This is a genomic window from Bradyrhizobium hereditatis (assembly GCF_020329435.1).
GTDB lineage: Bacteria > Pseudomonadota > Alphaproteobacteria > Rhizobiales > Xanthobacteraceae > Bradyrhizobium > Bradyrhizobium hereditatis.
The window spans coordinates 1-21,450 of sequence record NZ_JAGKJK010000033.1 but is presented as its reverse complement, the minus strand read 5'-3'; the positions used below and the strand labels follow the sequence as shown (position 1 = coordinate 21,450).

Genomic DNA, 21,450 nt, shown 5'->3' with positions numbered 1-21,450 from the left:
TCGAATTGAGCCAGGCCATCCGGCGTCACCTGGCCGTCGAGCTGCAGACCTCAGGGCGGGATCATTTGCCAGCAAATCTTCTATCTTCCACTTTATTCATCGTAATAATCGTAAGGCCTGGGACCGTAGTAGGGCCTTGGACCGTAGTACGGCCTTGGTCCGTAGTCCCTGTCGTAAGGGCTTGGCCCATAATCTCGATCGTAACGCCGCGGTCCATAATCTCGATCGTAGCGCCTTTGCCCGTATTCGCGATCCTCGCCACGTGAGGGCGCATCGCCTTGTGCAAAAACCACACGGCATCGCTCGCTGAGTTGCGGAGTATTTCGCCGGAGGCAAGCCACGATCCTGTCCACATCGGGGATTTGCGCGCCGCATAGCCGCCAAACGTCGGGCGTGCAGGCCCTCTGTTGTTCCCACGTTCCCCGATACTCTTGCGAGAACGCGGTGCTCTGAAGGGTGATGCCGCAGCCGATCGCTAATGCAAAGCTCAAGACAATTCGATGCGCTCGCATGTCTATCTTTCTTTGGAACGCGCGAAGTGCCGCACGGAAAGTGCTTCGCCTCCATATAAATGCGAGAAGGTGCGCGTCGCACAACAACGAAAAGCGTGTCGGTCTGTTCCTACATCAGCAAGAGCTCGATAAGACGACATGCCCGACTGCATGAGGAAGCGCCGGGTCGCGGCAAAGCTCCCCAAGCGTGGTCTCGCCGTCAACAGTTTAGTAGGCAGCAGGACAGCGGCCTCTGCGAAAGGGAGACGGCTCTGCGTGAGCAGTAGAGCCGTCTCCCGCTCACTTCGGACGAACCGTCGTGAGCCGCGCCGCCGCTAACGGGAGATTGCCGACGCCGCGAATGCGGCATCACGCGGTCGTCAGCAGACAATGACTCTGAAGCCGGCTTCGTAAAAGTGAGTCGCTCTGACCTAGTAAACATGCGCCGCAGATCAGGGCATGCAGTGAGGTCCGCTGTACCCCTGACAGCGGCGCGATAGCGGATCTCAACAAAGGTCGGAGTTGGGCCAGAAGCTGACTTTGGGCAAAGCGCCTCTTGGTCCTAAGGCCAAATCGGTCGTTTCCTGATCCTGCTCGATCACCCCGTCGGCGCGGCGAAGCACGCCGCCAGGTTCTTGGTTGGATCCAATCCGCCGATTTTGGGTTGACCTGTCAACCTAACCACAGGGCCCCGTTCTATGCCCGAGCTGGCTCCGGCGTCACCACGAACACCGGCCGTTCAAACCACATCCTCCCCCATGCTCACAGCTGGCGGCATCGTCCTGGCCATCGGAGGCCTCTATCTTGGCCGAGAAATCTTCGTTCCCTTTGCCCTTGCCATCCTGCTGGGCTTCGTCCTCACACCCTTGGTCAATTGGCTGAGACGTTGGAGAGTGCCCCGCATTGCGGCGGTGCTAATCGCCGTTTCCATCGCCTTCATCGTAGTCGCAGGTATCGCCTTAGTCGTTGGGAGCCAGCTGGTCCAACTTGCTACCAACCTCCCCAATTACCAGGCCACCATCACCGAGAAGATCCACTCCTTGCAGAAGTCTGCCCCAGGCGGTGGCGTCCTTGATAAGGTTACAACGACAATAGAGGATCTCGGCAAAGAGATCTCGGGCGATGAGAGGAAGTCCGATGCAGCGCAGTCCCGCCTTGGCGCCGGTGTCCAAACTCAAGAGCCCGTCACCGTGCGGATGGAGCCGCCGCAGCCGAAGCCTCTGGAGCTTATTCGCTCCGTCATAGGTCCGTTGCTTGCACCGCTCGCTACTTCCGGGCTGGTCGTCATCTTTGTGATCTTTGTGCTTCTCGAGCGGGAGGACCTGCGCGATCGCTTCATTAAACTTGTAGGAGCCGGTGACCTTCAGAAGAGTACCCAGGCCATCAACGACGCCGCCGCCCGGGTCAGCCGCTATCTGCTGATGCAGCTCATGGTTAATCTAACCTACGGGGTGCCGATCGGTATTGCGCTCTACTTCGTGGGTGTGCCTAACGCGATTTTGTGGGGACTGCTCGCAGCGGTGCTCCGGTTCATTCCGTATCTCGGTCCTTTTCTGGCCGCGATATTTCCTGCTGCGCTTGCCATCGCCGTCGATCCAGGCTGGACGATGTTGTTCTGGGTCGTCGGTCTGTTTCTCGTGGCTGAACTCGTTAGCAACAATGTCATTGAGCCTTGGCTTTACGGCTCCAGCACGGGGCTGTCATCTCTCGCAATCATCATCGCTGCGATCTTCTGGACGATGCTGTGGGGGCCCGTCGGGCTGTTCCTGGCGACGCCCTTGACCGTCTGCCTCGTCGTCATCGGGCGCTACGTCCCGCAGCTGGAGTTCTTGGGCGTTCTTCTTGGCAGCGACCCGGTGCTCGCGCCGGAGGAGCAGCTGTATCAGCGACTATTGGCCGGTAACTTGGAGGAGGCGGTGGAGATCGCCGAGAACTATGTCGACGAATGTTCCTCGCGCGAGTTTTACGATAACGTGGGTATTCCCGCGCTGCGTCTTGCGGAGAATGATCGGCAGCGCAGCAGCACCGATACCAATTACCGGCGGCTTGTCGCCGAAACGGCTATCTCAGTTGTGCGGGAGCTTGAGGATCACGTCCGCGAAAAAGCCTCCTCAGTAAACGACGAAGATCGCACGGCTGAACGGCGGCCATGCGTTCTCTGTCTCGCAGGACGCACGGAGCTTGATCACGCGGTGGCCGAGATGATCGCGCAGGTTCTTCAGGAGCGCAGCATTGGCGCGAAAGTCTTGCCCCCGATCGTGGTCAGTCATGCAGCACTAGGTCAACTTGATCTGCACGGGGTTGACGTGGTGTGCCTGTCCTATTTCCACCCGCAGCCGCAGGTCTATGCCCGTTATGTCTTTCGTCGTCTACGCCGCCGAGCTCCTCATGTGAAGCTCATCGTCTGCTGCTGGAATTTAATGACCGGAACGGAACAAGCGGAAGAGCATAAGAAGCAAATGGCGGCCGATGCAGTATTCGCCTCCCTCCAGGCCTGCATCGACCAGGTTGAGATATGGGTATTCCACGCGGCAGCTCGAGGCGGCGCCCCCTCGGTCCTGGCTGACACTGAGTCGTCGCAAATTGCGGCGCTGCACAGTGTCGGTCTGGGCGTCTCGAAACGTCTGGAGTTGGATGAGGCTTCCAAAAAGGTCGCGCAGGCGTTCAACGTCCCGATCGCGCTCGTGTCGTTGCTCGATAATGCTCTGTCGACCGTAGCGAACAGCCCCAGCCAAGAAGCTCACCCTGGTCTGCACGACACTCTCGACGCACATGTGGTTGCGGCGAACCATGTGCTCGTTTCCGAGAATGTCACCGAGGATCCGCGCTTCGCCGACGATCCGCGTGTACTGGAGCGAGGCATTCGCTTCTACGCAGGAGCCCCGCTACGAACCTCAAGTGGGCACGTTGTTGGCTGCCTTTGTGTCATCGATACTCAGCCGCGGGAGTTCGCCGACCACGATCGTCACCGCCTGCAGACTATGGCGAACGAATTGATGGCTGATATTCAGAGCCGTACCGAGGCGAGTGCAGAAAGCGATCGGGATAAGAGAAGCAGTACATCAGGCTCTTAGGGTAGAAAACAAGTGCGGAAGTTGCGAGGCGCCTGCAATGTTCGGCTCTGGGTCATTTGCCTCGTTATCCCTAGGGGGCAGCCAACTTCCGGTCTGCCCCGAAGAGCGAACTGCTTCAGAGCGCGTCGGCATGTCTCAAACGTGCCGATTTTGCTGTAACAGTCGGGAGCAACGGATTGGGTTCGTTGCGCGCTCGGCACGAGCCGGAGCTTTGACGCGCTGCCCCTGACGCCTTTACGTACAATTACGCACCAGATTCTATATTGACCAAAACTTCCCCGGCGATGATTTCGGGATCTCCAAGATTAAGGTCAAGCAGGCTCGCTTTAACAAACTCCAGTACCTTACCGTTCGCCGCACTGGCGCTTTCGCGGTCCTCGAATATCATCACAGCGACACCGACGCCTTCGCCCCCATCCAGTACATAATAAGACCTGAATCCGTGCGATTCCCTTAGGATCTGACCGATGCCGCTTTTGGCGCGGCGGGCAGCATCCGCAACCGAACGAACCTTGGTGTACTTTCGAATGAACATGTACATGAGGCCACCCATACGTCTGAGTTCGAGCCCCAAGGCATCAAAGCACATTGGGCCGCTGCTGGACTAGGGCCTATTTACGCGATGGGTCAAACTCGGCCTTCCGATCCATCGAATTGACCTAAGTACGTCTCCACCCGCTCAATATTGGGAAGTTCCAATCCTTCGTCGTCAGGGGCGAGATCGTCACCGTCTCTCAAGTCAAAATAGTAGCGTCGCATAGGCACCGCCTTCCCACCGAATGCAGAACCCGAAAACTCAGAAGTTTTTCGGATGCGGAATCAGTGGGGCCTCGTGACCTAAAGGCCAAATAAACCAGTAGGAACTAAGTCCGTTTCTTTGAATTTGAGTCCGCGCTCAATAAGGCGCGTACCATGAACACCCCGGACCAGGACATCGTATTGCAGGCTATGGAGGATGCCAGGCGCATCCTCCGGGAATACATCGCGCCCGGCCCGGGCGATGCCACGAGAACGGTGCACCGGCTAATAGCCGTTCTCGATCGAGACGAAGTTGTCCACGCCATGGATCGAATGAAGCGGCGCCGCACAATTCGGCTTGTGGAGTAGGAACTTACGAATCCGACCACGCCGATCACTCTCCGAAGCACGAACCGAAGCTTGCCGGCTCTTCGTGGCTATCATGCAGCTTGGTAAGGGTTACGCTACTTCCGGCGGCGGCGTGACTTCTTCGCCGCGCTACCGGTCCCCATTTTGCGTAGCCGCCTTGCGTTGGCCGTCACGCGCCTCTGGTATTGATTGACTATCTGCTCTGCTGAAGCGCCCTCCGTCAGGCTCGCGATCGCCTTGGCCGCGGCATCAATCTTTTCGCTCACCATTAAACGGGCCGCTCGCCGCGCCGCCCGTTTTCCGCCCAGCATGAGTTTTGTCATGCGCAGCGCAATGACGCCGCTCGCCTCGACCGCCAACCTTGTCATGGAATCCAATGGCGCGAGTATTGTCCCGTGCTGCCAGTGCAACGGTTGCCGATTTGCTTTTTTAGGCCGGAGCGAGTTCGATCTCGATCTGCTCTGCCCGCTTTGCTTCCGCATCGTAAACCTTGATCTGAAGGTTGGGAAAACGCGTCTTCAAGTCTTTGGCTGCTTGGATAGCAGAATCTTGGGTTTTGAACTCTCGCTTCGCGTGGCCATCCACGATGAGGGCGTAACCACTCGTCGGAAGGTCGGTCGGCGCCCTGATCGTTGTCGCTGGCGCCGCCACAGGCGATCGTTGCGTGCGCTGTTGTCGCATGGAAAGCTCCGCGTTGGGGGATTGCTCTTACAACGTTCGTGCAGGGCCAGGGTTCCTAGAACTACAGCACCGGAGGCGGAGCGCCGTCCGGTTGATCGTAGTCGATGCACATGAGCCGAAGCCCACACAATGAACGGGCTCAACGTGAGAGAAATCGGTACGCGACAATAGCCCCAGGGATGATCAATTTAGCCGCCACCATCGCAGCAATGTAAATCCATTCCCGCATCGTGCGCCGACGATACAAACAATAATTGCCGATTGCCAAGCGAATGAAAAGACTGCAGGGGGTCTTAGGAACGGTCTCTCCCAGATCTGGTTCTTCCCAAGGAGCTGGGCAAGTCATAACCTGCAAATCAGCGGAGAACAAAGATGGCAAATCCACGCCAGGAGGACAAATCTACGCAAGGCATGGAAGACGCAGCCCGCCGCGCCGGCGAGAGGGCTGCTGAGCAGACCACCCGTGTCGGACAAGCTGCAGCCGATCAGACATCGCGTATCGGGCAAGCTGCGGCTGAAGCCGGTGAACAAGTGGCTCGCGCAAGTGCGGACCTGCTCAAGCAAAACGTCGAGACGTTGCAGGACGCATGGCGTTTTGGCCTGGAAACCGCGACCTCGGCCGTAGGACGGTCTACCGAGCAACTTGGTCGCACGCTCGGCGTATCAGGAGAAGGGGTGCAACAGGCAACCGAAGCAACGCAACGATCGGCGCGCAACACGCAAACGCTGCTTTACAGCGGTACCGCTGCTGCAAGAGTGATGGGTGGAATGTCCCGAGAGTACCTCCAGATGGTTCGGCACCAGATCGAGAAGACCATGGACCACATGAACGAGCTGTGGACTTGCCGAACTCCTCAGGACTTCGCAGCTATACAAAGTGACATGGTGCGAGAGACCGTCGAAACCGCCATGGAGAGCAGCCGTAAGATAGCCGATATGTCGCTCAAAATGGTCGACGATGCCGGAAAGCAGATCAAACAAAGTATGGAAGAGATCCGGCGCAGCGCCTAACCCGGCCGTACAGGTCGCTAAAAAGAGCGGCTGCTCTCAGCCCGCCCTTGCTATCCTGAGCGGTGAGATCTCTATCCGGGCCAACGAAAGCTGATCAGGCGCTTTGCCACGAGGCCCCGCCGGTCGAGCTGCACCGGCGGCGGTATCGTTCAGGCGGAGGCGGAGCGCCGTCCGATGCAAGCTCGATTAGGGTCCTGGTCCGTCTATCGGAGGAGAGAGACGCTTTACCACTCGCGCGCCGCACCGAAGCTCCGCCGGCCGCTGATCCATTAGCTGCTTCGTCCACTCGATGGCTTGTTCGTCCGTATAGCACGAAAACGCGCGATGGCTCGTGAAATGCCCGTCCGAACCTACAAAGTACGCTTGATACTTGACCACCAAATACTCCCTACTTGGCAGGCTGAAGTCGTGGCGAGCGAAGCAGCTCGCAAACGTGAGTGGCAGCCTCGTTCTGTTGGATTCTTTGCATGATGTGCTCCCTCGCGGCACTGTCCGGCAGCACCTTAGCTTGCTCAACGAGTTGCGCTGTATCTTGGGCAAGACGTTCCTCAAGGGAATGAGTTTGCTTGAAACGACGACGTTTGATGACCATGAACTGCTCTCTGTTGGAAGAAGGGCTTGGAGCGCTTACTGCGCGTTCTCATCACCGCTGGTCCGATGGGCGGCAATATGCACTTTGCACCGAGCGTGCCCCGAACAATTGTTAGGTTATTTCAAAAACTTAAGCCGTTATATACGTGCCGCTATGTCGGCTATCGGGCCGACACGCAGCATGAGGCCCTCGGTTCATACACTTTGCCACGAGCCGCCGCCCGGCCGCGGTATCTATTTGCGCTCCGGCTCTCGCTCCTCCGGCTCCGGTCGATCGTAATGGATGCACATCAGGCCGAACGCGTCGGCGCCGTGCGAACTCCAAGGTGCGAGCGCGGATGATCTCAGCGCCGGTGATGCGCTTGCCGGCCATGATGCGGGCCTCGAACTCTCGGCGCTGTGCCTCTGATGTTGCCGAGGAAGCCAACTCCACAAAACCCGCCAGCCAACTTTGCGGAAAATCTCCGGCCGTTCGCCATACCGCCGCGAGATCCGCATCATCTCGGCGAGCTCCAGAGAATCGAAGGTCAAACTGCTCACGAACTGCGCGCCCGAAGCGCCTTTCTATTTGGCTTCACAGGTGCGGGGGTGCGAATTCGCTGTGAAGTGCAGGAATGATCGCAGCAGCTATCCCGTAGCGCTGCGGCACGATACCCCTGTTTAATTTCGCCTGGCGTTGCGCCGCTGCGATATCCACGCGGTCGAAGACTTCGAACCATCGCAAGCCGGCGTCGGCCCATGACGTCTGAGATTGCATGGAGCGCGAATTTGTCAATGCGGGCGCGGTGGTTTCCGTCTCAGTGAAGGTCCGCAACAGTTGGATGACGTGACCCTCGCCATGATCCCTGAGGATTCGCTGCAGGGTCGACTGCGCTGTCGTCTGCCCCTCTCGCACCGTTGCCGTGGTCGGCAGGATCTCGACACCCACGTCAGCACAAGTTGCCGAAGCGTCCTCATTGCCAATCATCCTCGATAGAGAGTGCAGCTTAGCCGCGCGTTCGTCCGGCGTCGGCTAGGCTGTTGAGCGCAGGCCCGGCAAGACTGGACGCTCGATCCTTGAGATAGGTTGTGCGCAACGCGGTCTCAGCGATCCGGGGATACCGCTTGATCCAGTTATGGCCCCCTAGTGAGCAGGCGCACGTCATTACCGTCGCGGGTGACCTTGGGGCGAAAGCCGTCGTGCTTCACCTCGTGAACCACTCGGCGGCTGACGGTACATTGGTGCCTTTCTTGGGAAGCGCAAATTGGTAGGGCGGCCTCATGGTCCCGCATTTAGGAATTCATGCCACCGGGTCGCAATAATTTGCAATTCCGGGGCAGAAAAGTCGCAGGAACCAGCTCCGCAGCGTCCTGATTGACTTGTCAAGAGATGGAGCAAATCCATGCGATACGTTTTGATCGCGCTCCTGGCAGCAAGCGCGCTAGCAGTTCTCCCGGCCAGGTCGGACGAAACCGAGCCCGCAACCAGTCTCGCCTCACTCGAACGAAATCTCACAACGGGTTCTAGCCGAGCCGCCATTTATCCTGACAGCGAACGCAACACGGCGAAGATCAAAGAGGATGAATTCGAGACGCCTGAGACGATTGCGATTATTGAAAAAAATCGCGAAGATCGCGAACGGACCGTTGTGATGGACCGGTAGATTTCGACGATGAGCGAACTGCAGCTGAGCCCACGCGAGAAGCAGCTCTAAGGCGCTTTGCCGCCGGGAAAACGGACGCCCAAATCGCCGGGCACTTTGGCAGCGATGCCGCGCAAGTTTCACAACAGCGCGCCCGCTTGCTCCGAAAGCTCGCGATCAGTACGCCGGGCTGAAATCGCTGACGCTGCGGCGCGGTTGGCGCACCAGCCCCGCTATAGAGGCGTCACATGACTTGTTCAACATCATGCCGACACGCCCACGAAGCGAAGGGCCATTAACTTTTTGTTGTGGCGAGCGACGGCTCTCCGGTGCTGCGATTTCAGCGCGGCCTTTGTGCTAGTCACACGCAAGGCTTGCCTCCACGTCCCTCAGCCCCACCGGAGCTGGGTGGTGCAGAGACATCACGGCCCCTCAGGCCAAGTTCGTCGTAGGTCAGAGCGGCTCACTTTTACGGAGCCGGCGTCGGAGTCATGGTCTGCCGCCGACCGCGACATAGATGCCGCACTCGCGGCGTCGGAGGCCTCCAGTTAGCGGTGGCGCGCTCACCGACGGCCGCCCCGTGGTGAGCGGGAGACGGCTCCACTCACTCGGGGCCGTCTCCATTCAAACAAGCACGGCCCCCCGGGGCCGAGGGGCCGTGAGTTCCAAGTTCGTTTGGAGTCGATGTGATTAAGCCGTGCCGCTCTCACTTCGGCACAGACGTACAACACCTTCAGGGCGGGACCTTTCCTACCACCCTTGCCTTCCGTACCAGTCGTTGATCTCCCTTTGCGCTTGGTCCTTACCGTAGCCGTAGCGCTGCTGCAGATGGCCCTCGAGCTGTTCCCGCTTACCGTTGATGACGTCAAGGTCGTCGTCCGTGAGCTTGCCCCACTGCTCCTTGACCTTGCCTTTCATCTGCTTCCAGTTACCTTCGACGCGATTCCAGTCCATGATGACGCCTCCAATTTGAATTGGCTGTTAACGTCTTGAACGGGCCTCGCGTTCCTCGACGACCGCGCCCCTCGCAGCCCGCGAGAGTACTCAATTCGCTTTCCGCTGCTTCTGCATCTTGACGATCAGATCAATGATAACGAATGGCAGCCGCTCAGGTATTGAGCCGGCGGGCGCGGCGGGGCTGAACGGCTTGAGTCATCGTCTTGTGAGTGCAGCCATTTCTGTCGATTGCTTTCCCAACATGTCGGCCCGCCTTTTTGTAAATTCTACAATCACGTCGACAAATTGGAATGGCGACCTGATCGTTGCAAGTTTCTGGCTGAACTCAAAAGCTAATCGCATGTTGGCTTGTGTCATTTCCAGAAGCTTCGCTTGATAAGCCACCATGTTTCCCGTCGCTGAAGCAAAATCAAACGCTCGCATCTGACTGGAGCCGTCTTGCACCGGATTCGCAGCGATGGGAGCCTCCTGTTTCTCAACCTTGGGAGCTTCTTCTTTTGGATCGTCATGAAACTCAAGTGGCGACTCAATCGGCCCAGCGGCAACAGAGCGCAATAGATTATCTCTCGCGCTTTTAACAATAGCCTGCTTCTTCCCATGGGCCCGCGTGGCTATGGCGGGGCTGCGGGCGCGCTTTGACGACTTGGCTGGTTTACGCTTACTCATCTGAGGCTCCAAAGGTCGCAGATCTTTGAAAAGACAACAGACCCTGCGATCTAGCGTTCCAAACGCGAGATTATGGGAGACGCAAGGAAAGCCTTTGCGCACGATGCGGGTTTTCCTCCAGCAGTTTGGGCGCACCTTTCGGCTAAGCCTTAATGGCACCGCGGTTGGTGGTTCGACGGTGGTTTGGTCGGCTTGGGGTCGAAGCTCTAACTAAGATCGGGCTTAAAGCCCGCAGGCATGGCGGGCACGTCGTCCGGATCTGTGGCATCGACCTTGTTGCAGGCCGGGCAAGGTCCGCCAGCGCCGCCGCAACCGCAGGCCCTTTCACCCTCGCGGCCTGCGAGGTAAACCATGACGGCGCATGCCAGCGTGAGCAGCAGAAAAGCGGCATAAATGTCCCATCCTCGCCGCAGCGAACGCCTGATCACGCCGCCCCAGCCCTCGCGTCGACGAGCCTTACTTCGAAGGGGGATTCGACCATGCATATGGTTGCTCCGTCCGGCGTGCGAACACGCGCTCAACGAAGCAGGCCGAGAGTCGCGCGTGGGAACGTTTTTGCGTTTTAAACTACCGTTCTGCTCCAGAGGTGTGTTGGTGCCGATCGGACTCGTTGACCGTGTCGATGCTGCCGGATAATTGGGGCTTCACCGGTCGAAGAGGACCCAATTGCAGCCTCACCACTCGGCAGTACGCGCGGCTGTTGTCCGGTTGGCTTGTCGATATAGGGCTGGATCCACACCTGTTCGGAACGCATTCACTGCGCCGAACAAAGCCGACCCTTATCTACCGGCGCACAGGCAACTTGCGGGCGGTGCAACTGCTTCTGGGGCACACCAAAATCGAGAGCACTGTTCGGTACCTGGGAATCGAGGTAGACGACGCGCTCGCAATAGCAGAACAAGTTGACGTCTGAACCTACTGGGCAGAGCAGACATGCCCTGCCCATCCATTTTGGGCAGCTTGGGGGCCATAACCGGAAGTGCTCGCCACATTCAATCATCTTGTAGACACGGCGCGCTCTATATCGGATCACTCACGGACGGGCTTGTAAGGGCTTAAGCAGCCAAGACCCGAAGCGGACGTACAGCGCGTGAGCAGAGAGCTCGCTTACTTAGTAAGAAATAGCTAGCAGATCGCCCCTCAGGTAATGAAACTTATTTCCGGCGCAGCGATCTCGGCGACATCCCTCCTGTAAGACGGAGTAATCAATCGGCCTCCGCAATCTCCTCATGCTGATCGCCAGGCCTAAAACGGCTTTAGCGCGTCGACGCCGAACACCACGACTGCCGCTAAGCACCGCAGTGCACCGACGGCGCGACTGAACCATTCCGCGCCCGCGCCCGTTTCTCTGCGATGACATAGGTGGCAATGACCGCGATTCGAAAAGAGGTTCATAACACCCGCGACGAACAGCGGCGCCATAAACACCCAGCAGCAGCCGACGCAAAAAGCGCCATGGCGCAAGCCCTCGCGCGTCGCCATTGTCGCGCTCGAGGGATTGAGCACTGTACCCCATGGCGAACGACAGCGGACAAGACAGGCGTGCTTCAATGGCGTGAACTGGAAGAGGCCAGCGACCGCCAGCACAGCGGCACTCAAGGGCACGCTTGCGCTCTCCATCATCGTTGAGACGAGGGCTCGCCTCGAGCAGTGCCCAGTGCGCGAGAGTCGCCGCGACGCTGAATCCAGCCCAGGCCACAAGGTATCCTGCGATGAACCCAGCGGCGCGCGGGGCGCCGCCGATGCGGATCAGGACCAGGATCACCGGCAGGAGCGATGGCAGCATCATCGCCGCCGTCATCGCCGCCCACATCAGTAGCACGAGCCCGAGAGCGTTCTTTCGTGCCATCAAACGAAGGAACGCTCAGGCTTCTGCCAAACCATCATTTGCGTCCGACGCTCTTGCCGATTTCCGCTCGGAGAGAGGATAGTTATCGAGGCAAGACTGAACGCCACGGCGATGGCTGATATTCTGGTCTTGGGTGTACTTCCTCGGACCGCTTTTGATCCGTCTCCGTTCGGTGTGTGTGGCGAACCGGTCAAGATTGCCGGAGGGTCGAATCGCCGCCGGATCATGGCGCACATCAATCATCCGCGCCCATCCGAACGCCTGCCAGCGAGCGCGGCGAGATGCGCTCGCCGCAATTCGTGCAGCGCGCGCGGGGACGTCGACAAATTCAACGGCTCACGCTGTGAACTAGGCCGCCATCGGTAGGGCACGCCTGTGGGGTTACGCCGCGATCGAATCCGCCAGTACGTCCGCCCGGACCACGCGATTTCGCCCTCGATGTTTAGCCGCATTGAGCGCCTGATCGGCCATGCGCATGACCTTAGCCAGCTGCGCTTCACTCAGGCATGTGGCCAGGCCGATACTGATCGTTACATTGGCCGAGGCACCTTCGCCCAGGACTGCCTCACCGGCCCAGGCCTGCCGCAGCTCTTCGGCGTATTGGGCAGCGCGCTCCTTCGATACCCCTGTCATGAGAATGGCAAATTCCTCGCCGCCGTGCCTTGCCCCTAGCATCTGCCTTCGCTCGGCGAAGGAGCGCAATAGCTTCGCGATGAGCACCTTGTCTCCGAACTCATGCCCGAACTGGTCGTTGATCGCCTTGGAGCGGTTGATTTCACACATCAGCACGGTGGTTGGCAGGTTCGGGTCGCGCGCCTTGGTCAAGGCCGATTCGGCCGGTTGGTCGAAGCCCCGTCAGTTGAGCAGCCCAGTCAACTGATCGATGCCGGAAATACGCTGCAGATGGGCGCGCGTCAGCGCCAGCTCCCGCATCATCTGAGCGGACCGATAGCTCAAGGGCTGCAGTCAGCAGCCCCGAAATCATCATGCTGATCAGGATGGACGATTTGGTCACTAAGCCGGTGCGCACCAAAGCATCCGGATCAGGTCCGAACTGCAAGAGGCACGAGGACAACGTCAAGACGACGGTCAGGCCTGCGCTCCAAGGCGGAGCGGCCCGCGGTGTGGCGCAGCACATCCCTGTGCGTAATGATATCCGGGGCCATGACTCGGCCGTTGTAAAACGACCAGCACAGCCTCTTCGCCTTCACGGCAGCTTAAGGCGAGCTTTGGTCCGGAGACGCGGTTAACGACGCCATAATGGCCCAGCTCGAATTGCGGTGGTTCGAGACCAAGCGCCCGCCTAGGAGGCGTTTGCCGTCTGCCGCTGTCTGTTCGGTCGCCGGCGACGCCGTCGCCTCAATCAGCAGATCGCTGGACCGCGGCGAAGGAGATTTCCTGTGGGGAGCGCCAGCAAACTCCACTGGCCGGTATCAAGCAGCCATTCGCCGCGCGGTTTCGAACCGCGCGGCTGGCCCGATTGGTGCATTACGGAGCGGTCAGCACGCGCAATCAGATTGCTGCCTGTTCGCAAGCACCTCTTCTCGCCTCGCAACATTGCTTCTGATTGATGGCGATCCCCTGGACTGCTGCACCCTCGTTCAAAGGGGGAGACCTCCTGGGTTTTGTAATATGCCTTGATCCTAGCTCAGGTAGCAGGTGCCGGCAGCGCGGCAAGGACCTGTCGATCGAGATGGGTGACCAGCTCAGCCGGCAGCTTCAGCCGATGCGCCAGCGCCTCGAGATACGCTTTCTCAGCTGCCTGGTCCGGATCGATCGCAAGACGCGAGGCGAGATAGAGCTCGGCTGCCTGTTCCTGGCTCTGTGCGGCGGCTGCGATTTCCGCCATGTCGATCGGCTTGGCCAAGGCATCAAAGACAAAGGCTTTCGCCTCGGCATCGAGATCCAGCTTGTCGACCTGCTCAAACAGGAGCTTCTGTTCCGTCCCGTCGACATGACCATCGGCTTTGGCGGCGCCGATCATCGCGCACACCAGCGCGAGTTCGAACGGTTGGCCGTTGGCGGCAGGTCTGGCCGCTGGCAGAAACGCGGGATCCGCCTGCTGGATGTCGGAAGGGGTCGCGACAGGCGCCGATGCGGCGTTCTGGCCCTGCCTCCAGTTCTCGTAGGCTTTGTAAGCGAGCGCACCCAGCGCGGCAGCACCGCCGTAGCCAACGATCCCGCCAGCCATTTTGCGCGCCTTCTTGTTGCCGAGCAGCAGCGTCAGCAGGCCGCCGGCCGCTGCGCCGCCAGCAAGCCCACCGAGACCGCCCATTCGGTCCATTATCTGCCCAGCCTTGCTGCCGGTCTGCTGCAGCATTCCCTGTGCATTGTCGCCGAGGAATTGTTCGAGTAGTTTGGTCGGGTCCATTCTCTGATCCTCTGTTGTGATCCGTTGACGATGTAAGAAATAGGACATTCGGCTTCGACGCGCTCAGCGTGGTCTTCACAGCAATGAAATGCGCGAGTCTGAAACGCGAGCGGCCCAGCTTGAAAGAATCGAGGGAGGTGGTCCGGATCATCTCCTCAATGAGCCATTCCATTTTGCGACAAGCGTGGGCGCTTGCCGATTTCATGAGCCTGCAAGTGCCAGGTCAATCAGGACCACCTGGAGCAGTATCGTCAGCGCATCGGCTGTGATGATGAAACCAGTCATGACAGAGATCCGGGATCCAGCAAGTACGGCAGCGATTACTCGCTTCTCGGTGATCCACGAGAGGAACTCATGACTCCGACTTCGGAAGGGACATCGTGACGAGCCGAATGAGCCTGATTGCCTGCAGCTCGTGCGAATGCATGTAACGATCCGCTGCGGCCACTCGCTCTGCAATCTCGATGACGTCGGGTGCGAGAGACAGTCCCGAGACGGGCCGAAGCACGTCGATAGCAAAGTCTGCAAAGTCTAGCTGCTCGAGGCGGCGTGCGCGCTCGTCGAACAAACTGTCGATACAGGACGGTGCGATCGTGGGGACAAGCTGCCGATCATTGATGTAGCGTACAACTTCTTCGCGCTCAATCGTGTCTACATGTCTGTCGGCAATGGCAACCAGAGCTGCCGCTGTCACGAGGGCGGCGGCTGCCTGTTGATCGCATTCGGTGGGTTCGATGATCTCGTGTCGGATGTTAGCGCGTGGTTCCGTGCTCGGCATCGTATTGCTCCTCAAACTGACCGCTACCTGCGCGCCGGAGCTCCGAATCGCCTGATCAGGGAGATGACATCTGTAGGCCCTGTGGTCGGCCGATCCATCGCGTCTGGCACGGGATTGGTGATCCGACATCACGAGGTTGGCCGATTTGATTCGACGTCCTCGTCAGAGGGGCCCGGATTCGATTGTTATGGCTACAGCTAGAAGGCAGCTAGTTGAAATCAAGACGATGGAAGATATCTGCGACCACCTGTCGCGCAAACGTCGCAGGGCTGCACTCGTCCGCGGTTACTTGAAAAGCAGAAGCTGCGGCGATTCGCCACAAATTGAAGCGTCCGTCCGACTTGGCGCCCGACGTCAGCGGCTTAGGCGGAGTTACCGTGATGCCGGCCTCGTGGCAGGCGAGGATCTCCGGGCCGTTGAAGTAGCGATAAGATAAATCTGGGCCATTCAGAATTTCGTTTTAAAACATCGCACGTCGGTCAGGCAAACCGCCGGTTGTTGTTGTAGCGTCTCCGGTGGGCATCCTCCAGTGTTCGGCATTCAGACCTCAGTAGGCGGCGATTGTTGCCCAGAGTGCGCGCGCATCTAATTACCTGCGGACGTGACGGCATCCGCAAGCCACAACGAAAGACGGCCGCAGCGCGGATGACACGCTGCGGCCGCAAGTTTAGGGAGGAAGCGCCCATCGAGGGCAGCGACAGTTGGGCCATCGGATGGCGCCACAATAACGCTGCCCATACACTCTAGTCGGGACCAGCCAATCTGGATGCAACTTCACTTAAACTTTTCCGATTAGGCTGGCTGTCTGCTCACTGGAGAGCTGACTGCATGGGTCACAGCAGCTCCTTACATCATCGGAGCCGACTTCCATGGCGGAAAAACCGGACCTCGATGGGCTGATCGAAAGTTCGATAATGGCGGGAACTCCCTGAGGCGCGAGAGCCACTTTTGGTAATAAGCGGCTCACCGCCCAACGAGCGTTTGCTTGATACGAGGTGCGTCAGGCTGGTGAAGGAGACTTTGTGACATCCAATCAGCTCTGTCGGAAGCTCCATGACGATCGCGCAGGCTAGGTAAAGGGCGTCAGCCAAGAAAAGACCGCCACCGTTGTCGAGCGTCTCGGCCGCGCTTTATGCCGACAGCTGACTTTCACTCGAGCAATCGGCTCATCACGCAGACGTTTTTGTCGTTATACGCGCTATGCGACTGGTGCGATTATTTCTTTGTGACACTAACAAGAGCGTTTGCACTGATAATCGATGATCGGTAGCGGCGCAGATATCGAACTCGCACTTCCTTAGTTACGCCCGACGCTTGGCCTAAACCTCCGCGCGTTCAAAATTCGTGAATTGACTTGGCCGCTGACCGGATCAGATTTCGCCCTCGCGTAACGTTTGACGTCCGGCTAATGGAAGCTAGGTTACCTCGGCGGAGCTACTCGGTGCGCTCGACATGAAATGGTTTGAGCCGAGCTGACACGGTTCCAAAGTTGTCCAGTTAGCCCTACCCTTCATCTTTTCGCGACGCGACAGCGCTCTGCCTAAATCCCCTTGCCGCCGCGGGTGCGATCGTCTCAATGAGCGACCATCGAAGTTTCGGGAGCGGATTGCAGCTATCAACGTCGTTCGCGAAATATTTCAATTCTCAGTTTTCTGCGGCCTCGCTGCTGCTAACCCAGACGCGCAGGACCCAGTCTGCACTCGAAAGGCTTTCGCTCAAGCTGAATAGCGCCTGGTCAAACGAGCGTTTCAGCACGCGGCGACATTGCTTCTAGACGCCTTGACTACACCTTCACGCCATCCGGCGAGCTGACGTTTCATGGCGCCTGTTGTGAAATTTTGGGGTAGATTGAAGATCCTGGTGCTCCGCCGAGGAATTAGACCAGGAGGCACCCATGAACGTTGCGGCTTGGCTGCACGGTCTGGGGCTTGGGGCCGTATGAGAAGGCGTTCCGCGAGAACGACATTGACGCCGATGTCCTTGCCCACCTGACGACCGACGACCTGATCGGGATTGGCGTCACCTCGGTCGCTCGCTGTCGAAAGGCGACCACGCGACGCGTTACGTGACATGTGGACAACACTTGGGTTAGGCATCGCGAGACAACCACCGCCGTGCATCGCCCTCGATTGGACTAACCAGCAAGTCCTTTTTTACTTGCGCTTTGAGTCGGGCGGGCAATCCGGGCGGACTTCCATCGGCTTTCCGGCGCTCTGCACCGTGGGGGCGGCTGAACTGGCCTCTCCCCCTGTGTCCGGGAGCACTGCGCTCTTCTCCACCGCCATCGAGTCCGCTTTCTTTTCGCCGGCGCTTCCCGTCGTAACCGACGGAGTCGTGCAGTTCGTCTCCGGCTTCAAGTTCGGCGATGACGTCGACTGCGCGTTGGCAGGCCCCGCAATCAAAGCTACACTGAGCACAGCTACTTCAATACGCATTGCCTTCTCCCTAACCAAACCGTTCACGGTCTCCGGGCAAAACGTCCCCTCATGCCGATAGTTCCATTGGCGCAGTACACACACCCCGTCAAATTATGCAGAAGCTGTACAGCGTAATACGTTGCGGGCCGCGTTCTCTCGCGACGCGGCTGCCGCATCACGCATGACGCCGGGCACGGTGCTGTATGCCACCACCACCCAGGCGGACTTCGCCGCTGGCGTCCAAGCCCCTTTCATGCCTGCTCCAGTAAATGGATCAAACTCAAAGGTCCGGAGGTGCAACGACGAGGTCTGCTTTGCCCGCTGAAGCAGACCTCGTCAGCTGCTCGTGAAGAGCCGGCATCGACGCCCGCGGTCGCGGAAGAGCCTTGGTTTGCGAATGCATCACATCAAGATTGTGGTCTGCAATGGAGTAAGGTGCTGCTGCCATGCTTACCCGCCGACTGCCCAGTCATGGGGACTCATCCCAACGTGGAGATGAAGCGACAAGGGTCCGCCCATCCCGACCTCACGCGTCTGGGCTTCCGATCGTTCTTGAACTCGTTGTGCGGCCTCGACGTTCGTGGCGCAGCGCTCGAGCCACAGAGCCACGAGAAAATCAACTTGCGCGGCAAATCGCAGTCGAGCCGCTGCCAGCACAAGCCTCGCATTTAAGCTCCGATCGGATGGTCTCTTGACGTCGTTGCGTGCGCTCATCTTGCCCTCCTGCCGGTTCGGCGGAGGGAGCGAGCCTGCGCCGAGAGTTACACTCTTGCTTTGCGGATCAGCTCCGCTTCGAGCTGAAAATTCGGATTTGTCGATCTTCGAGAGATCAGGCGGGACCTGGGGCCATTCTACAGCAGCATCGGCCGGCCTTCGGTCGATCCCGAACTGATGATCCGGATGCTCCTGATCGGTTACTGCTTCGGCATTCGGTCGGAGCGGCGCCTGTGCGATGAGGTTCACCTCAATTTGGCCTACCGATGGTTCTGTCGGCTCGGTCTGGATGGGACGGTGCCGGATCACTCGACGTTTTCCAAGAACAGGCATGGCCGCTTCCGGCAGAGCGATCTCTTCCGTCGCGTGTTTGAGAGCGTCTTGCGCCGCTGCATCACGGAGCGGCTGGTCGGTGGTGAAGGATTCGCAGTCGATGCGAGCCTGATCAAGGCCGATGCCAACCGACAGAGGGGGATCGAAGGCGACAAGGGACTTCCACCGGAGGCTGCCGGCCGAGCGATCGATGAGCATCTGGCTGTCCTAGATGATGCCGCCTTCGGAGCGGCGACCGAGGTCACGCCGAAGTTCGTGTCGCCCTCGGACCCGGCGGCGCGCTGGACGGGGGCGCACGGCGGCCAAGCCTTCTTCGCCTACTCGACGAACTACCTGGTCGATGTCGAGAATGCGATCATCGTTGATGTCGAGGCGACCACAGCAATCCGGCAGGCAGAGGTGTTGGCCGCCAAGCGCATGATTGAGCGCTCGCTGAAGCGGTTTGATTTATATCCGAGCAGGCTTCTCGGCGACAGCGGTTATGGCTCAGCCGAGATGCTCGGTTGGTTGGTCTATGAGCATGGCATCGAGCCACATGTTACAGTATTTGATAAATCGGCACGCACAGACGGGATCTTCTCGCGCGAAGACTTCACCTATGATCATGCAAGCGACGTCTACCACTGTCCTGACGGCAAGATCCTCACTACGACCGGAGCGCTGGTGAACGATGGAGCCACGATGCTTTACCTCGCTAGCAAGCGCGATTGCGATCGATGCGCATTGAAGTCCCAGTGCTGCCCTAAGCAGGCTTCACGGAGGGTGCCGCGCTCGATCTACGAGGGCGCTCGCGACATGGCGCGCCAGATCGCAAGGCGGGGCGCACTTCGCGTCGGCTCCGCAAAAAGGCCGAGATGCTGTTCGCGCACCTCCAGCTCAAGCTCGACCGTTTACGGTTACGAGGCCCAAACGGTGCGCGTGACGAGTTCACCCTCGCAGCCACCGCTCAGAACCTTCGCAACCTGGCCAAGCTGATCCCGATGCAATGCCTCAAGCCGGCATAAGGGCCAGCAACGTCGTTTGGCCACATGGGCCCTGGCGCCAATACATCGGATTACTGCCGCCTTTTTCAACGGAATCGGCCATAAGCAGAAGACTAATTCTCGCGGGACGGCCCAAGTGCGGATTGGGTCAGTGATACTGATGAAGCACCGCGTGGCCGAATCCCCGCGTGATGAGCCAGCGGTTTAGGGGGAATGCCGCGATTCCAGCGACGATTAGCGAGAATGCCAAGCTTCCCCAGAATAGCGGCGAAGCAAGACCAGCATCCATGGCGCCTGGAATGATGAGCATGATCGCGTTATCGACGATTTCCATAAGCGCGATGGAGGCGGTGTCTGCGGCGAAAGCCAGGCCGAGAGCCGTCCTGAATGCGATGTTCGCCCGAACAAGCGGAATGAGGGTAAATGCGTAGCCAAAAACAAACGCAAGAAGCACCGCGATGATAATGGTGTTGAAGTTGCTCAAGCCCAGCGCCGTACCGATGACCATGCCGAGCACCTCGCCGATGGCGCACCCCGTGAGACAATGAATGGTGGCCTGGAACGCAATCCGGTTGAGGGATTGAGCGGCCGCATCGGGCGGACCGCTCGGATGAGCGTGGTGGGGGTGAGGCTCTTGCGCCATTCTTGGCGACTTTCCAATAGCCTGCCCACGCCGTAACAATGGGTGAACGCTTAAGCGGTTCCTCCGTGCTTGGGCTTCATCAGGATGCCCGTCTCGCGTCATTCGCGTCGATTTCACAGCGTCTCGGCAATGGCGGGTTTACCCCTGATAGCCGACATGTCGATAATCACTGGGGTTGGTCATGATGGGCCACAAACGGACCTGGTACCCATTTCGTCGATTACCTTGTTGTAGTAAGTATTGAAGCCAACGCTTGCGAAACCGCGAAACCACGGGGCGGCAGAGGATGTGCTGGCCGACAGGGCCAACTGCAACTAGCCTCTGGACGTCGATCCCAATTCAGGAGCTAGGCATGCCAAAAATCCAGCGCATCATCGTTCCCGACATCCCAAAGCCAGTCAGCCACTATTGCCACGTCACCCGCGCAGGCCCCCACGTCTGGGTCGCTGGCGTCGTTGGCCAGGCGCAGGACGGCAGCATACCGTCCGACGTTGTTGCCCAATTCGACATCGCCATCGCCGTGATGGACAAGTGCCTGAAGGCGGCTGGCGCCGGGCCCGAGCATGTCGTCAAGGTGCAAGTTTTCATGACAGACGTCACGGAACGACCGAAAATCAACCCGCGCCGCGTAGCGTATTTCGGCGAAAATCTGCCGGCCTCCACGCTCGTCGAGGTGAAGGGATTGGTCGATTCGCGATTGAAGGTCGAGATCGAGTGCCAGGCTTACGTTGACTAGGAACGACGCGTGCCGCCGGCGCGCCGATTCCCGCTCTGGGTCAAAAGCGGCGGTAAGGATTGCGCGGGCCGATGTCCGGTCTACTGCTGACAACCGACGTGGTGAAGATCTGAGCCATGTTCGGCTAAGGGCCCAGGCTGTGTGAAAACGCTCTGTTTGCTGTGATTCGCGCGATAAGATTCCCTGCGATTTGCGGGGCATCCGATGAAACGCTTTGTTGAAGGGTTAGATCGCGGGCAGAGCACCCTGTTTCCGGCGTCGCTCGATGACTATGTGACCAAGGATAATCCGGTGCGAGCGGTCGACGTGTTCGTCGACAGTCTTGATCTCGACAAGCTGGGGTTCATCGGTGTTCAGCCACTCGACACTGGCCGCCCCAGCTATCACCCCCGCACTATGCTCAAGCTCTACATCTACGGCTATCTT

The 21,450-nt window shown here is 59.0% G+C and carries 20 protein-coding genes and 5 pseudogenes; 8 read left to right on the top strand and 17 right to left on the bottom strand.

What is annotated here, in order from left to right; all coding sequences use genetic code 11:
• Positions 1-92: 92 nt before the first annotated feature.
• Positions 93-512: a hypothetical protein gene (locus J6524_RS38135; RefSeq protein ID WP_376712126.1), complete on the bottom strand. Its 420-nt coding sequence runs from the start codon at positions 510-512 to the stop codon at positions 93-95.
• A 677-nt stretch (positions 513-1,189) separates the two neighbouring features.
• Between J6524_RS38135 and J6524_RS36215 the strand changes: the two genes are divergently transcribed.
• Positions 1,190-3,565: an AI-2E family transporter gene (locus tag J6524_RS36215; protein WP_225678645.1), complete on the top strand. Its 2,376-nt coding sequence runs from the start codon at positions 1,190-1,192 to the stop codon at positions 3,563-3,565.
• A gap of 244 nt (positions 3,566-3,809) precedes the next feature.
• Here J6524_RS36215 and J6524_RS36210 read toward each other — a convergent pair whose 3' ends face one another.
• From J6524_RS36210 to J6524_RS36200, 4 genes are all read right to left on the bottom strand, one after another.
• Positions 3,810-4,106, bottom strand: coding sequence for a hypothetical protein (locus tag J6524_RS36210; protein ID WP_225678644.1), 297 nt, complete (start codon positions 4,104-4,106; stop codon positions 3,810-3,812).
• Positions 4,107-4,192: 86 nt separating this feature from the next.
• Complete coding sequence (locus tag J6524_RS38130) at positions 4,193-4,324, bottom strand: DUF6894 family protein (protein ID WP_376712125.1); 132 nt, start codon at positions 4,322-4,324, stop codon at positions 4,193-4,195.
• A gap of 443 nt (positions 4,325-4,767) precedes the next feature.
• Positions 4,768-5,040: a hypothetical protein gene (locus J6524_RS36205; protein WP_225678649.1), complete on the bottom strand. Its 273-nt coding sequence runs from the start codon at positions 5,038-5,040 to the stop codon at positions 4,768-4,770.
• A 61-nt stretch (positions 5,041-5,101) separates the two neighbouring features.
• On the bottom strand, positions 5,102-5,353 hold the full coding sequence (locus J6524_RS36200) for a hypothetical protein (RefSeq protein WP_225678643.1): 252 nt from the start codon (positions 5,351-5,353) through the stop codon (positions 5,102-5,104).
• 372 nt (positions 5,354-5,725) lie between these two features.
• On the opposite strand from J6524_RS36200, the gene phaP reads away from it, so the two are divergent.
• Positions 5,726-6,364 carry a phasin family protein gene (gene phaP / locus J6524_RS36195; protein WP_225678642.1) on the top strand — a complete coding sequence of 213 codons (639 nt, stop codon included), beginning with the start codon at positions 5,726-5,728 and terminating at the stop codon, positions 6,362-6,364.
• A gap of 388 nt (positions 6,365-6,752) precedes the next feature.
• Here the strand turns inward: phaP and J6524_RS36190 are convergent, their stop codons facing one another.
• Both J6524_RS36190 and J6524_RS36185 read right to left on the bottom strand, forming a co-directional pair.
• A complete protein-coding gene (locus J6524_RS36190; protein WP_225678641.1) occupies positions 6,753-6,956 on the bottom strand; it encodes a hypothetical protein in 204 nt (67 codons plus the stop codon).
• A gap of 573 nt (positions 6,957-7,529) precedes the next feature.
• Positions 7,530-7,883 (bottom strand): hypothetical protein, encoded by a 354-nt coding sequence (locus tag J6524_RS36185; protein WP_225678640.1) that lies wholly within the window; start codon positions 7,881-7,883, stop codon positions 7,530-7,532.
• A gap of 454 nt (positions 7,884-8,337) precedes the next feature.
• On the opposite strand from J6524_RS36185, the gene J6524_RS36180 reads away from it, so the two are divergent.
• Entirely contained in the window at positions 8,338-8,598 is a 261-nt protein-coding gene (locus J6524_RS36180) for a hypothetical protein (RefSeq protein ID WP_225678639.1), read from the top strand.
• Between the two features lie 729 nt (positions 8,599-9,327).
• Here the strand turns inward: J6524_RS36180 and J6524_RS36175 are convergent.
• From J6524_RS36175 to opgC, 3 genes and pseudogenes are all read right to left on the bottom strand, one after another.
• A complete protein-coding gene (locus J6524_RS36175) occupies positions 9,328-9,531 on the bottom strand; it encodes a CsbD family protein (protein ID WP_225678638.1) in 204 nt (67 codons plus the stop codon).
• A 198-nt stretch (positions 9,532-9,729) separates the two neighbouring features.
• Entirely contained in the window at positions 9,730-10,200 is a 471-nt protein-coding gene (locus tag J6524_RS36170; protein WP_225678637.1) for a phasin family protein, read from the bottom strand.
• A 329-nt stretch (positions 10,201-10,529) separates the two neighbouring features.
• A pseudogene (opgC, locus tag J6524_RS36165) lies at positions 10,530-10,658 on the bottom strand (OpgC domain-containing protein); the annotation flags it as partial.
• A 185-nt stretch (positions 10,659-10,843) separates the two neighbouring features.
• On the opposite strand from opgC, the pseudogene J6524_RS36160 reads away from it, so the two are divergent.
• A pseudogene (locus J6524_RS36160) lies at positions 10,844-11,113 on the top strand (tyrosine-type recombinase/integrase); the annotation flags it as partial.
• A gap of 332 nt (positions 11,114-11,445) precedes the next feature.
• Here the strand turns inward: J6524_RS36160 and J6524_RS38125 are convergent.
• The 5 genes and pseudogenes from J6524_RS38125 to J6524_RS36140 form a co-directional block, all read right to left on the bottom strand.
• Complete coding sequence (locus J6524_RS38125) at positions 11,446-11,901, bottom strand: DUF2182 domain-containing protein (protein WP_376712127.1); 456 nt, start codon at positions 11,899-11,901, stop codon at positions 11,446-11,448.
• Positions 11,858-12,013, bottom strand: a pseudogene (locus tag J6524_RS38120) (copper chaperone); the annotation flags it as partial. The pseudogene J6524_RS38120 and the gene J6524_RS38125, both read right to left, overlap by 44 nt.
• A 417-nt stretch (positions 12,014-12,430) precedes the next feature.
• Positions 12,431-12,889: pseudogene (locus J6524_RS36150) on the bottom strand (GGDEF domain-containing protein); the annotation flags it as partial.
• A gap of 808 nt (positions 12,890-13,697) precedes the next feature.
• Positions 13,698-14,420 carry a tellurite resistance TerB family protein gene (locus J6524_RS36145; RefSeq protein WP_225678635.1) on the bottom strand — a complete coding sequence of 241 codons (723 nt, stop codon included), beginning with the start codon at positions 14,418-14,420 and terminating at the stop codon, positions 13,698-13,700.
• A 352-nt stretch (positions 14,421-14,772) separates the two neighbouring features.
• Entirely contained in the window at positions 14,773-15,198 is a 426-nt protein-coding gene (locus J6524_RS36140) for a TerB family tellurite resistance protein (protein ID WP_225678634.1), read from the bottom strand.
• Positions 15,199-17,099: 1,901 nt separating this feature from the next.
• On the opposite strand from J6524_RS36140, the gene J6524_RS36135 reads away from it, so the two are divergent.
• Positions 17,100-17,267, top strand: a complete 168-nt coding sequence (locus tag J6524_RS36135; RefSeq protein WP_225678633.1) for an SAM domain-containing protein — start codon at positions 17,100-17,102, stop codon at positions 17,265-17,267.
• A gap of 84 nt (positions 17,268-17,351) precedes the next feature.
• Here the strand turns inward: J6524_RS36135 and J6524_RS36130 are convergent, their stop codons facing one another.
• Positions 17,352-17,633, bottom strand: a complete 282-nt coding sequence (locus J6524_RS36130; protein WP_225678632.1) for a hypothetical protein — start codon at positions 17,631-17,633, stop codon at positions 17,352-17,354.
• A 792-nt stretch (positions 17,634-18,425) separates the two neighbouring features.
• Between J6524_RS36130 and J6524_RS36125 the strand changes: the two are divergent.
• A pseudogene (locus J6524_RS36125) lies at positions 18,426-19,666 on the top strand (transposase); the annotation flags it as partial.
• A gap of 127 nt (positions 19,667-19,793) precedes the next feature.
• Here J6524_RS36125 and J6524_RS36120 read toward each other — a convergent pair.
• Positions 19,794-20,288 carry a DUF4396 domain-containing protein gene (locus J6524_RS36120; RefSeq protein ID WP_225678631.1) on the bottom strand — a complete coding sequence of 165 codons (495 nt, stop codon included), beginning with the start codon at positions 20,286-20,288 and terminating at the stop codon, positions 19,794-19,796.
• Positions 20,289-20,640: 352 nt separating this feature from the next.
• Here J6524_RS36120 and J6524_RS36115 point away from each other — a divergent pair, with 352 nt between their 5' ends.
• A complete protein-coding gene (locus J6524_RS36115) occupies positions 20,641-21,024 on the top strand; it encodes a RidA family protein (protein ID WP_225678630.1) in 384 nt (127 codons plus the stop codon).
• 204 nt (positions 21,025-21,228) lie between these two features.
• On the top strand, positions 21,229-21,450 hold a 222-nt coding region (locus J6524_RS36110), incomplete at its 3' end, for a transposase (RefSeq protein WP_512699565.1).

Coding starts and splice junctions, on each gene's coding strand:
- J6524_RS36115 (WP_225678630.1), top strand. CDS start 20,641: ATGCCAAAAATCCAGCGCATCATCGTTCCCGACATCCCAAAGCCAGTC.
- J6524_RS36205 (WP_225678649.1), bottom strand. CDS start 5,040: ATGACAAGGTTGGCGGTCGAGGCGAGCGGCGTCATTGCGCTGCGCATG.
- J6524_RS36175 (WP_225678638.1), bottom strand. CDS start 9,531: ATGGACTGGAATCGCGTCGAAGGTAACTGGAAGCAGATGAAAGGCAAG.
- J6524_RS36130 (WP_225678632.1), bottom strand. CDS start 17,633: ATGCGTATTGAAGTAGCTGTGCTCAGTGTAGCTTTGATTGCGGGGCCT.
- J6524_RS36180 (WP_225678639.1), top strand. CDS start 8,338: ATGCGATACGTTTTGATCGCGCTCCTGGCAGCAAGCGCGCTAGCAGTT.
- J6524_RS36145 (WP_225678635.1), bottom strand. CDS start 14,420: ATGGACCCGACCAAACTACTCGAACAATTCCTCGGCGACAATGCACAG.
- J6524_RS36120 (WP_225678631.1), bottom strand. CDS start 20,288: ATGGCGCAAGAGCCTCACCCCCACCACGCTCATCCGAGCGGTCCGCCC.
- J6524_RS36190 (WP_225678641.1), bottom strand. CDS start 6,956: ATGGTCATCAAACGTCGTCGTTTCAAGCAAACTCATTCCCTTGAGGAA.
- J6524_RS36140 (WP_225678634.1), bottom strand. CDS start 15,198: ATGCCGAGCACGGAACCACGCGCTAACATCCGACACGAGATCATCGAA.
- phaP (WP_225678642.1), top strand. CDS start 5,726: ATGGCAAATCCACGCCAGGAGGACAAATCTACGCAAGGCATGGAAGAC.
- J6524_RS36200 (WP_225678643.1), bottom strand. CDS start 5,353: ATGCGACAACAGCGCACGCAACGATCGCCTGTGGCGGCGCCAGCGACA.
- J6524_RS36210 (WP_225678644.1), bottom strand. CDS start 4,106: ATGTACATGTTCATTCGAAAGTACACCAAGGTTCGTTCGGTTGCGGAT.
- J6524_RS36215 (WP_225678645.1), top strand. CDS start 1,190: ATGCCCGAGCTGGCTCCGGCGTCACCACGAACACCGGCCGTTCAAACC.
- J6524_RS38130 (WP_376712125.1), bottom strand. CDS start 4,324: ATGCGACGCTACTATTTTGACTTGAGAGACGGTGACGATCTCGCCCCT.
- J6524_RS38135 (WP_376712126.1), bottom strand. CDS start 512: ATGCGAGCGCATCGAATTGTCTTGAGCTTTGCATTAGCGATCGGCTGC.
- J6524_RS36170 (WP_225678637.1), bottom strand. CDS start 10,200: ATGAGTAAGCGTAAACCAGCCAAGTCGTCAAAGCGCGCCCGCAGCCCC.